12 protein-coding genes and 1 rRNA gene are annotated in these 10,981 nt (G+C 34.4%); 10 read left to right on the top strand and 3 right to left on the bottom strand.

Annotation, left to right across the window (positions count from 1 at the left end; genetic code table 11):
* The 3 genes from LL966_RS21760 to LL966_RS21750 all read right to left on the bottom strand — a co-directional run.
* Positions 1–84, bottom strand: a 16S ribosomal RNA gene (locus tag LL966_RS21760); the annotation flags it as partial.
* 6 nt (positions 85–90) lie between these two features.
* Entirely contained in the window at positions 91–312 is a 222-nt protein-coding gene (locus LL966_RS21755; protein ID WP_229356210.1) for a hypothetical protein, read from the bottom strand.
* A 262-nt stretch (positions 313–574) separates the two neighbouring features.
* A complete protein-coding gene (locus LL966_RS21750; RefSeq protein ID WP_229356208.1) occupies positions 575–1,603 on the bottom strand; it encodes a rod shape-determining protein in 1,029 nt (342 codons plus the stop codon).
* 246 nt (positions 1,604–1,849) lie between these two features.
* On the opposite strand from LL966_RS21750, the gene LL966_RS21745 reads away from it, so the two are divergent.
* The 10 genes from LL966_RS21745 to LL966_RS21700 all read left to right on the top strand — a co-directional run bounded on the left by LL966_RS21745 (position 1,850) and on the right by LL966_RS21700 (position 10,969).
* A complete protein-coding gene (locus LL966_RS21745) occupies positions 1,850–2,323 on the top strand; it encodes a Dps family protein (protein WP_155104369.1) in 474 nt (157 codons plus the stop codon).
* A gap of 46 nt (positions 2,324–2,369) precedes the next feature.
* Positions 2,370–3,065: a LytR/AlgR family response regulator transcription factor gene (locus LL966_RS21740; RefSeq protein ID WP_229356206.1), complete on the top strand. Its 696-nt coding sequence runs from the start codon at positions 2,370–2,372 to the stop codon at positions 3,063–3,065.
* A gap of 83 nt (positions 3,066–3,148) precedes the next feature.
* Positions 3,149–5,365, top strand: coding sequence for a hybrid sensor histidine kinase/response regulator (locus LL966_RS21735; RefSeq protein WP_229356204.1), 2,217 nt, complete (start codon positions 3,149–3,151; stop codon positions 5,363–5,365).
* Between the two features lie 534 nt (positions 5,366–5,899).
* Positions 5,900–6,457, top strand: a complete 558-nt coding sequence (locus LL966_RS21730) for a hypothetical protein (protein WP_229356202.1) — start codon at positions 5,900–5,902, stop codon at positions 6,455–6,457.
* Between the two features lie 51 nt (positions 6,458–6,508).
* Positions 6,509–6,940: a lipocalin-like domain-containing protein gene (locus LL966_RS21725; RefSeq protein ID WP_229356201.1), complete on the top strand. Its 432-nt coding sequence runs from the start codon at positions 6,509–6,511 to the stop codon at positions 6,938–6,940.
* 11 nt (positions 6,941–6,951) lie between these two features.
* Positions 6,952–7,920, top strand: a complete 969-nt coding sequence (locus tag LL966_RS21720; protein WP_229356199.1) for an NAD(P)H-quinone oxidoreductase — start codon at positions 6,952–6,954, stop codon at positions 7,918–7,920.
* A 35-nt stretch (positions 7,921–7,955) separates the two neighbouring features.
* Positions 7,956–8,507: an antibiotic biosynthesis monooxygenase gene (locus LL966_RS21715; protein WP_229356198.1), complete on the top strand. Its 552-nt coding sequence runs from the start codon at positions 7,956–7,958 to the stop codon at positions 8,505–8,507.
* Between the two features lie 254 nt (positions 8,508–8,761).
* A complete protein-coding gene (locus LL966_RS21710) occupies positions 8,762–9,808 on the top strand; it encodes a cupin domain-containing protein (protein ID WP_229356196.1) in 1,047 nt (348 codons plus the stop codon).
* A 5-nt stretch (positions 9,809–9,813) separates the two neighbouring features.
* Complete coding sequence (locus LL966_RS21705) at positions 9,814–10,533, top strand: YoaK family protein (RefSeq protein WP_229356194.1); 720 nt, start codon at positions 9,814–9,816, stop codon at positions 10,531–10,533.
* Complete coding sequence (locus LL966_RS21700) at positions 10,517–10,969, top strand: redoxin domain-containing protein (RefSeq protein ID WP_229356192.1); 453 nt, start codon at positions 10,517–10,519, stop codon at positions 10,967–10,969. Before LL966_RS21705 ends, LL966_RS21700 begins: the two co-directional genes overlap by 17 nt.
* The last annotated feature ends 12 nt before the right edge of the window (positions 10,970–10,981 follow it).

Genomic DNA, 10,981 nt, shown 5'->3' with positions numbered 1-10,981 from the left:
ATCCGAAGACTTATACCCCTCGACTTGCATGTGTTAAGCCTGCCGCTAGCGTTCATCCTGAGCCAGGATCAAACTCTTCATCGTATATTTTTATATTATATCTCGATGGTATCTATCGGTTCTCTTCGAATCTCTCGATTCCATTACTCTTATTTTTTCTGTTCCGATTTGCATCGGAACGGCTGTCAATTCAATATGTCTACGAACGTGTATTTCTTTTTGTCTTCGCCTGTGTCTCAAAGCGGGTGCAAAAGTAGAACCTTTATTTAGATTTACAATGCTTTTTAAAGACTTTTTTATTTTTTTTTTCAACGTTTAACTTAACAATCTGATAATGCAAATTTTAACTTTAAATTTATTTTTCTGTTTCGAAAGAACTTTCTTTCTTTTATTTATGATTCACTAATTTCATGATTGGAAACACCTTTGCATTTACGGATTTCGCATTCTTATTAAATGCCTATCATATATAATGTACAATATTTGAAAGAAACAAATTTGCTCCTATTCCTTCAAAAATCGAATAAAAACTAACATCAATTCTTAAACAACCAATTATATTCAGATCTAAACTTTATTTTACCAGTACACTCCTATATTTAGTAATATTTTTTAATACAATACCAGTTCCCCTAACAACTGCCCTTAACGGATCTTCTGCAATATATACTGGAAGATCTGTTTTCTGAGAAATTCTTTTGTCGAGACCACGAAGCATTGCTCCTCCTCCTGCAAGATACAAACCAGTATTATAAATATCTGCTGCTAACTCAGGTGGCGTTACTGAAAGCGTTACCATAATAGCATCTTCAATTCTAAGTACTGATTTATCCAATGCCCTTGCAATTTCTCTTGATGTAATCTGCACCTCTTTGGGTTTACCTGTAAGTAAATCTCTTCCGCGAACCATCATATCAGCAGGAGCATCTTCTAAAACTTCTATTGCCGCACCCACTTCTATTTTTATCTGCTCAGCGGTGGCTTCTCCGATATACAGATTATGATGCGTTCTCATATAATATAGTATATCTCCCGTAAACACATCTCCAGCAATTTTTATGGATTTATCGCAAATTATTCCTCCAAGTGCCACTACAGCAATTTCTGTGGTTCCTCCTCCAATATCCACTATGATATTTCCTTTGGGTTGCATTACATCCAGCCCCATTCCGATAGCGGCTGCCATCGGCTCATGAATTAAAAAAACTTCTTTTCCATTTACTCTTTCGCAGGATTCCTTAACTGCTCTCATTTCAACTTCTGTAATACCGCTTGGGATACAAACTACCATACGCAGAGCCGGCTTAAAAAGATTTTTCTTTATGTCCGGTATGTTATTTATAAACCAGTTAATCATTTTCTCCGAAGCATCGAAATCAGCAATGACACCATCTTTAAGTGGCCGTATTGTTTTAATATTCTCATGCGTTTTACCTTGCATTAAGCTTGCTTCTTTGCCTACAGCTATAATTTTTCCGTTTCTAATATCCTTTGCTACAATTGAAGGACTGTCAACAACAATCTTTCCTCCATGAATTATCAAAGTGTTAGCAGTTCCTAAATCCATAGCGATTTCCACTATCATAAAATCAAATAAACCCATAATATCGTTTTATAAAAAAACGCCATTATGAGAGTTTTATTCTACTTTTTAAATTATTTAAGAATCAAATGAAGATAAAATATGCTTTCATTTTAATATACAAAGCTTTTTTCTCAAAGAACGAAGACTACATTTCAACGACTCATTTTGCCTGTTTACCTAAAAGTAAATACTCTGGAGATGTTTTCTAATGACCTTTACATAAGAAAACAAAGCAATACTGCTTATAACTTAAAACTCTAGATTATGAAAGCAACCATTGGTATTACAGAAAAAAACACAGATGCAGTTTCTAATGAATTGGCAAAATTATTAGCTGATGAATTTATTCTTTACACAAAAACCAGAAACGCGCATTGGAATGTTACAGGAGATAATTTTCATGCAAATCACATTTTCTTTGAAAATCAGTACAAACAATTAGATGAAATTATTGACAGTGTTGCAGAACGCATGCGTAAAATAGGTCACTATGCACCTGCAACTTTGAAAACTTATCTTGAATTGACGCATCTTACAGAATACAGCGAGAGAACAAATGACGGTTTAGGCTTTATGAAAGATTTATTGCAAGACCATGAAAGCATTATCGAATTTATTCGCGGTAACATCACTCCTTTTGCCAATGATTACAAAGATTATGGTTCAAGCGATTTTATTACTGGATTAATCGAAATTCACGAAGAAATGGCTTGGATGATTCGCTCTTACTTTAGATAAACTAACAAGGAATAAGTATATTTGTCTAAACCAAAAACCAAATACCATGAAAGCGTTAATCGTTGATGACAATGATATTGCAAGAACCACTTTGTCTCATTTGGCAAAACAAATTCCAAATCTTATTGTTATAAATGAATATTCGAATGCCATTGAGGCGTATCATCATTTGCAGGAAAATCATGTAGACTTGATCTTTTTGGATATTGAAATGCCAGAAATGACGGGAATAGAATTGACAAAAAATCTATCGGGCAAAGACATCATAATCATTTTTACATCTTCTAAAAAAGAATATGCACTGGAAGCATTTGAATTGAATATCGCAGATTACATTTTAAAACCGGTTACTCCTGCCCGATTTTTACAAGCAGTAAGTAAAGCACAGTCTATAATTGAAAGCCGAAAAGAAAATGTGCAATTTAGTAAAGAAGAGTTTTTATTTGTTAGAGATTCTAACATTACAAGACGCTTAAAACTGGATGATATTTTTTATGCCGAAGCAATGGGCGATTATGTAAAGTTTTACACGAAAGAAAAAATGTTTGCCATACACGGTAAAATGAAAACTGCCGAAGAACGTTTGCCAAAAGATGATTTCATTAGAGTACATCGTTCTTATATTGTTTCGATTGGAAAAATTGATACTTTACAGGATGGCGGTATTATGATTAACAAAAAATTCATTCCCGTTGCCGATGCTTATAGAAAAGCACTTAACACCAGAATGAATGTTTTTTAAACAATCTCTTTTTCTGCCTGCTGCGTAAATTACAATCCTCTCTTATTCAATTAAGATAACACAATTTCATTTACACTTATTTTATGATAAATACGTCTACCGTAATGGGCAATAAACGCTTTAGCTATTTTATAATAAGCAGTTTTATTTTGTGCAGTATTTTATTGATTGCAGTACAGATTAATTCAGCTCAAAATACTAAAGAGCTCATACGAAATAATAATACACTTTTGAACGAATTGCGTTCGAGCAATCATTTAAGAGAGATCGACCGTGATATTTTGGGCGTTGAAAGTCGAATTAGAGCTTCAATTGCCACCAATGACACTACGCATCTGGAAGGCATTGATCAAAAAATTAAGCAGATTAGAAATTTTCTCGATTCGCTTTCTGTAGATAACGCAGATCCAGAAGAAGAAAGACTAATACAAAGGCTGGGCGTTTTGGCGCAGGATAAAATGGCGACTAAAGGAAAACTTTTGCATCGTTACGACTCTTTAGGAAATATGGATGATGAAAGTTCAATAGCTAATCCTAGAGCCCGAATAATCTCTAATGAAATTACGGATATTACCGCTAAAATTTACCACAAGCGTCAATTACGAATGGTAGAACTCAGCGATCTAAGCCTTGAAATGGGCAAAAGAGCAAAACTGTATGACATTTCTTTATTGATCTTATTAGTCTTAAGCGGCGCGGTAATTGGCTATCATATAATGCGACAATTTAGAAGACAACATTTTCTGATTAAGGAATTGGATATTGCGGAAAAAAAAGCATCGGTTGCAGCACAAACCAAAGAAAACTTTCTCGCCAATATGAGTCATGAAATACGAACTCCGTTAAGTGGTATTTTAGGTTTTACTAATTTATTACAGAAAAGACCTTTAGACGAAACTGCTTCAGAATTTGTAACTTCTATTCAGCGTTCTGGCGAAAATCTAATGACTATTATTAACGATATACTCGATTTATCTAAAATCGAAGCAGGAATGATGCGCATTACACCTGGAATATTCAGTATCAACGGATTATTAAATTCGGTTGAAACGCTTTTTTCGGAACGGGTAAAAGAAAAAAAATTAATAATTTCCAGTAAAGTGGACAGCTCCATTCCAGATACTTTGATTGGCGATGCTACCCGACTGACTCAAATATTGGTAAATCTTATCGGTAATGCGATAAAATTTACGCATCAAGGAACAGTAAACATTGAAGTTTATAACAAAGAACAAAATGAAAATCAAGTTGTTATCGGCTTCACTATTACAGATACTGGAATTGGAATTGATAAAGAAAAACTAAACGAAGTTTTTGAAAGATTCAATCAGGGTGAAGACTCAACAACCAGAAATTACGGTGGCACCGGACTTGGATTATCGATTGTAAAAAAGTTGATTTTATTGCAGGACGGCGATATCGAAGTAAGCAGCGAACAAGGAAAAGGAACATCTTTTAGTTTTTACATTCCGTATGAAATTGCTAAAGAACAGCTCAATACAATTCCTGTAGCCAATATTGATCACTTTAAAAGTATATCTCATAAAGCTTTGAGAGTCCTAGTTGTTGATGACAATGCAATCAACCAAAGTTTAATGAAGCATTTACTCTCACAATGGAATATTGATTTTGACATGGCATCTAATGGTTTAGAAGCTGTAGAATACCTTAGAAAAAAAGACTGTGATCTTGTTCTAATGGATTTACAAATGCCACAAATGGACGGATATACCGCGGTACAGCAAATTCGAGATATGTTAAAACTAAATATTCCGATAATCGCAATGACGGCGCACGCGCTTCCTGGCGAAAAAGAAAGATGTCTAAGTCAAGGCATGAATGAATACATTTCAAAACCTATAAAGGAAGAAGAACTTTTTAAACTCATCGCTAATTTCGGATTGAAAGAAACAGATTTAGAAGAAGTAAAAGTTCCTGAATCTAATTTAATTTTTCAACATATTGATCTTACTTATATGCAATCTGTAAGCGGCGGTAATAAAGCTTTTGAAGAAACAGTGACTAATCAATTTATTGACAATGTGCCATCGCATTTAGACCAACTTATAACGGCTTATCAAAATCAGGATTTTAAAATAGTAAAACTTAGAGCCCATGATTTACAATCTAGTGCTGCTATAATGGGATTACTGCCTCTTTTAGAAGAAAAACTTGATATTCTCGAATTGGCAACAGAACAGAATACAACCTTACAGCAGATTTTAGACGATGTAGAAAATATTCTCAATTTGTCACTTTTAGAAGCTAAAGTGTTTTTAGAATCACTGCTAAACAAATAAGAAAACAACTCATTTTAAATTCAAGAAAAATCATCTTGTTACTTATTATTTCAATTGAAAGACTGTCCATTAAAGGCGGTCTTTTTTATTTTATTCTAATTTAGCAATAAACCTGATTCTCTTTGCATCACAGTGGTTGAAACCACTGGCTAAGTTTGCTCATATTGAAATGATTTTCCTCTCCTATTTTAAAACATAGCCCGAGGTTTCAACCTCGGGAAACGTATTGAATAAGTATTGAAATAATCATGTTTTAATAATCCCAGACTTGATCTTCTTTGCGTCCCAGTGGTTGAAACCACTGGCTATGTTTTCTCATATTGAGATTATATTCTTCATTTTTTTTCCTTTCCTATTTTAAACATAGCCCGAGGTTTCAACCTCGGGAAACGTATTGAATGGAAATTTCGATTACGATAAACGAGTGTTTTTGCTTATTAAACGAGTGATTTTGCCCATTCAATGAATAGTATAATGCCACACGAATGCAAGAAGGTAAATTTACTTCAGTAAAACAATTTAAACCAAGAAATCATGGAAATCATTCAAACCAAAGAAAATGCATTATCACATTCAGCAGTAACTGCAATTATCAATGCACCAATTGAAAAAGTAAATATAGCCGAATGGCTTTTAAATCTTCCAGATGCAGAATATCAACGTTGTTCTACACAGCATATCGGTGCAGGAATTACCAGCACTTATGAGGGTGAACCGATGTCAATAAACGTAGAAACAATTGGCGACGCCTTAATGGTACAACATTATGTGGCAACAGTTCACCGTCCCGATTATTGCCGTATGTTATCAATTTCAGATTCTATTACTCAAAACGGACGCACTAAAGTTCAGGTTTTATGGGAACTTAAAGTAACCAAAATAGATGAGAATACCTGTCTTTACACCAACGAAATTCACGCAACAGCAACACCAGAAATGTTCGAATATCTAAAAGAACATAACGTAAATCTTGCAGGTGCAGCAGCTTCAAGACAAGCAGCTTCTGACGCTCACAATCATGAAGAAACTCCTAACTTTGCTAAAAGCATCGAAAACAAAGCATTAACTGGCAAATACAATCAGCCTTTTTAATGATATAAAAATCGAGCGTGCTAATGTACGCTCCTTTTATTTTTGAGTATTATGAAAGAAAATTTATTTAAAAAACTGATTGGTTCCTGGATTTTGGTTGAATTGATTGAAGTACCTTTAGATGGCGGAGAAATTACATATCCGATGGGAATCAAACCAAAAGGTATTATTATTTACAATAATGACGGTTATATGTCGGCACAAATAATGAAAACTGATTCTGAAAATTCCGACGCAAAAGATAATGAGAGTTATCTCGCCTATTCAGGACCTTTCAAAACAGACGATGAAAAACAAATAGTCAGTCATACGATGTACGTTTCGCTTTTGGAAAGTTGGCGAAACCAGACACAAAACAGAATAGTTCTTTTTAAAGATAATTTATTGCATTTAGAAACAGAAGAACCTTTTATAAGTAATTCGCGTTTGGTAATTCATAAACTCACTTGGAAAAGAATCGAAAAATCTAATAAAAATCATTAATCCTAAACCAAATGAAAGCAATAGTTATAACCCAATCTGGAACTCCAGATGTACTCCAGTTAAAGGAATATCCAACTCCAGAAATAAGCGGAGATAAAGTTTTAATAGAAGTAAAAGCAGCAGGTTTAAACCGTTCTGATATTTTCCAGCGTGAAGGCAATTATCCTGCTCCGCCGGGTGCTTCATCTGAAATTCTTGGTTTGGAAGTTTCTGGAATTGTTGTAGAATGCGGACCAGATGTTACTGATTTTAAAATCGGTGATAAAGTTTGTGCCATTCTTGCTGGCGGTGGTTATGCAGAATACGTTAGCGTGCGTGAAGGCCAATGTCTTCCTATTCCTTCTGGTTTGTCTTTTGCAGAAGCGGCAAGTCTTCCCGAAACAGTTTTTACAGTTTGGTCAAACATTTTTCAGAGAGGTGCACTTAAATCTGGAGAAACCCTTTTAATTCACGGCGGTAATAGTGGCATTGGCATTACGGGAATTCAAATTGCGCATGCTTTAGGACTGCGCGTAATTGTAACAGTAGGATCCGAAGAGAAAGGTCTAAATTGTCTAGAATTAGGCGCTGATTCTTATATCAATTACAAAACACAAGACTTCGAAAATGTTTTACAGGAAGAAGGTGTTGATGTTATTTTAGATATGATTGGCGGTGATTATCTCAGTAAAAATGTCAACATCCTAAAACCTGAAGGCAGATTAGTTCATATTAATGCTGTAACTGGCAGTCATGTAGATCTTGATCTTTGGAAAGTAATGACAAAACGTTTAACGATTACCGGAAGTACATTAAGAAGCAGAGATTATGATTTTAAAAGGCAATTAGCCAAAGAAGTACAAAAAAATGTCTGGCCATTGATTGAATCAAAACAATTTAAGCCGATTATTTTTAAAACCTTTCCTTTTACAGAAGCTCCTGCAGCACATCGATTATTAGAAGAAAGCAATCATACCGGTAAAATTATCCTTGTTCGATAATATTCAAAAAACAAACCTCAATCAAAAACAGTAATATGGAAAATCAAGGCGCATCTGTTGTTATTACGCATCATATTTTGGATGGAAAAGAACTTCAATACGAAAAATGGCTAGATGAAATTGTTCCCATTACTAAGTGTTCAAATGGGTTTATTGATTTGCAGATTGTACGGCCTATTCTGCATTTAACTTTTGTTTACACAGTTATTATCCGTTTTGATACTATTGAAAACCTTAAAAACTGGATGGAATCAGAAGACCGAAAAATGCTCATTAAAAAAGCGAATCCGTTATTTAGAAAAAATGACAATTACCAGATAAAATCAGGTTTGGATTTTCTTTTTAATACCGAAAACCAAGGAAACAAAGTTCCTGTACGCTGGAAACAATTTCTTGTAACCTGGTCTGCTATTTATCCTTTATCGCTATTAATTCCGTTACTTGTATTACCCTTTTTGAGGTTTTTGAAAATTCCTGCTTATCATTATTTTGATGCATTGATAATTTCAGGATGCGTTGTTTTTTTGATGGTATTTGCCGTAATGCCAAATTATACTAAACTGATCAAAAAATGGCTGTTTAAATAATAGTTTTTAATCCTTTATATAATAAAAAAATCACTGTATATGCAGTGATTTTTTTTATGTTTTCATTTTAAAAAACAAAAACTAATGATTTAAAAAACGCATAAAATCTCTATATAATTTACTAAAGTTTCTTATACTAAATTCAACGACTCATTTTGCCCGTCTAACGAATTCAAAACATAGTCAGCGTATATCTTCAATAGCTTTACAATAGAATTAAAAACCAATACAATTAATCACCAAAAGCTATTATCATGAGCAGTGAATTATTAAGTTTTAAATACGAATTAGAAAAAAAAGAACCACGCACCAATGACGGCGGTACAACAAGAGGAGCTTCTGTAAAAGATTTTCCAGCATCTATTGGCATCGCAGGAGTTTCAATGCGATTACAGCCCGGAAGTATGCGCGAACTGCATTGGCACGCAAATGCTGCCGAATGGGCTTATGTTATTTCAGGAACGGTACGTACAACTATTATTCATCCAAACGGTCACAGTTATACTGATAATTTTGAACCAGGCGATGTTTGGTATTTCCCAAAAGGATATGGACATTCGATTCAAGCCACAGGAACAGAAGAATGTCATTTTATTTTAATTTTTGATAATGGTAATTTTTCCGAAGATCATACTTTCAGCGTAACCGATTTTGTATCGAGCATGCCACCAGAAATTGTTGCTCAAAACTTGGGAATTACTTTAGAAGAAGTGGCATCATTACCTCAAAAAGAAGCCTATTTTGCAACCGGAATTGTTCCTGACGAATTATCCTTTGCAGCCGCTTCCCGCCCTGAAGAATCAGATATTGAATTGACCAATTTGCACCGTTATCCTTTGCATGCTCAACAACCAAGAATAATTCCGGGCGGAGGCTTGCAAAGATTGGTTACAAGCAAAGAATTTCCTATCAGTACAACAATGGCAGGATCTATTATAGAATTACAGCCAGGTGCTTTAAGAGAAATGCATTGGCATCCGAACGCTGATGAGTGGCAGTATTATATTTCCGGTCAAGCCGAAATGTCTGTTTTTCTGGCAGAAAGTACCGTGGTCACCGAACAATTCAATGCAGGAGATGTTGGTTATGTATCAATGGGTGCTGGACATTATATAAAAAATACGGGGAATACAGTTTGCAAAATCTTAATCGGATTTAACAGTGGTGTCTATCAATCTATTGATTTGAGTGAATGGCTTGCAGGAAATCCAAAAGATGTTGTTATAACCAATTTTGGTCTAGCAAAAGACGAAATAGAAAAATTTCCTAAAAGCAAACTGTTTATTCAACCTGAAAAATAATCATTTTGGATGCTGAAACAGAATTCACAGTTTCGCCTGATCAAATCAGAATGCAGGAGAAACTAGCCATATTCTTAGCGTTTATTGCAGGATATTTAGATGCTGCTGGTTTTCTTAAATGGAAAATATATGTCTCTTTTATTAGCGGCAACAGTACACAATTAGGAATTGCTTTTTCAAGTGGTAAATCAGCAATCATTATTTCATCGTTAGCAATAATTGGCTGTTTTGTTTTTGGAATATATGCAGGCACTTGTCTCTCGTTATGGAGAGAATCGAAGTTTGAGTCCTTACCTTTTTATATTGTTTCAGGAATATTGATTGTCTATACAATTGCTTCTCACTATTACAATATAAATAATGGACTTTCAATACCAATAATTGTTTTTTCAACAGGAATTATGAATACGATTGTAAGTTCAGTAGGAAACCAGAAAATAAACACCGATTTCGTTACAGGAACTTTAAATAGTCTGGCAAGAAATACAGCAATGCTAAGTATGAGTACTAATGAAGTTAATAGAAAACAGTACAAACTCAATGCTATTCGGTTATTCCTCCTGTGGATTGGCTTTCTATTAGGAGCATCCGTTGTACCTCTGGCACTTCCGTTATTAAAAAACTGGACACTCGCCTTTCCTGCACTGCTATTAATTATTTGCGCATTGCTAATATCCAGTACTGATTTTAACCTAAAAACTAAATCTTATGCTACAGAAAAATGACGTTGCGCCAGATTTTACATTATTTGCAACACCCAACCAAAAAATCACTTTATCTGAAATTAAAGGAAAAAACGTGATTTTAGCTTTTTATCCTGCCGACTGGAGTCCGGTTTGCAGTGATCAGATGGCACTTTACAACGAGATGCTGAAATACTTCAAAAAATACGATGCTGAAATTTTCGGTATTTCGGTGGACAGTAAATGGTGTCATATGGCCTTTTCTCAATCTAGAAATCTGCATTTTCCTTTATTAGCCGATTTTGAACCAAAAGGAGAAACATCAAATAAATACGGTGTTTACAATAAAGAAGAAGGTGAATGCAACCGTGCTCTTTTTGTAATCGATAAAGAAGGAATTATACAATGGAGTTATCTATCTCCAATGGCAGTAAATCCAGGAGCCGATGGAATTCTGGAAGCTTTAGAAAAACTTTAAAATCAATTAATT

Source organism: Flavobacterium chungbukense (assembly GCF_020805785.1).
In the GTDB taxonomy this organism is placed as follows: Bacteria; Bacteroidota; Bacteroidia; order Flavobacteriales; family Flavobacteriaceae; genus Flavobacterium; species Flavobacterium chungbukense.
The sequence above is the reverse complement of the archived record's forward strand: the minus strand, read 5'-3'. Positions and strand labels throughout refer to the sequence as shown.

What these genes read in the sequence shown, in the direction of transcription:
- LL966_RS21745 (WP_155104369.1), top strand. Translation starts at nt 1,850, where the DNA reads ATGAAAGCAACCATTGGTATTACAGAAAAAAACACAGATGCAGTTTCT.
- LL966_RS21725 (WP_229356201.1), top strand. Translation starts at nt 6,509, where the DNA reads ATGAAAGAAAATTTATTTAAAAAACTGATTGGTTCCTGGATTTTGGTT.
- LL966_RS21735 (WP_229356204.1), top strand. Translation starts at nt 3,149, where the DNA reads ATGATAAATACGTCTACCGTAATGGGCAATAAACGCTTTAGCTATTTT.
- LL966_RS21710 (WP_229356196.1), top strand. Translation starts at nt 8,762, where the DNA reads ATGAGCAGTGAATTATTAAGTTTTAAATACGAATTAGAAAAAAAAGAA.
- LL966_RS21750 (WP_229356208.1), bottom strand. Translation starts at nt 1,603, where the DNA reads ATGGGTTTATTTGATTTTATGATAGTGGAAATCGCTATGGATTTAGGA.
- LL966_RS21715 (WP_229356198.1), top strand. Translation starts at nt 7,956, where the DNA reads ATGGAAAATCAAGGCGCATCTGTTGTTATTACGCATCATATTTTGGAT.
- LL966_RS21720 (WP_229356199.1), top strand. Translation starts at nt 6,952, where the DNA reads ATGAAAGCAATAGTTATAACCCAATCTGGAACTCCAGATGTACTCCAG.
- LL966_RS21700 (WP_229356192.1), top strand. Translation starts at nt 10,517, where the DNA reads ATGCTACAGAAAAATGACGTTGCGCCAGATTTTACATTATTTGCAACA.
- LL966_RS21730 (WP_229356202.1), top strand. Translation starts at nt 5,900, where the DNA reads ATGGAAATCATTCAAACCAAAGAAAATGCATTATCACATTCAGCAGTA.
- LL966_RS21740 (WP_229356206.1), top strand. Translation starts at nt 2,370, where the DNA reads ATGAAAGCGTTAATCGTTGATGACAATGATATTGCAAGAACCACTTTG.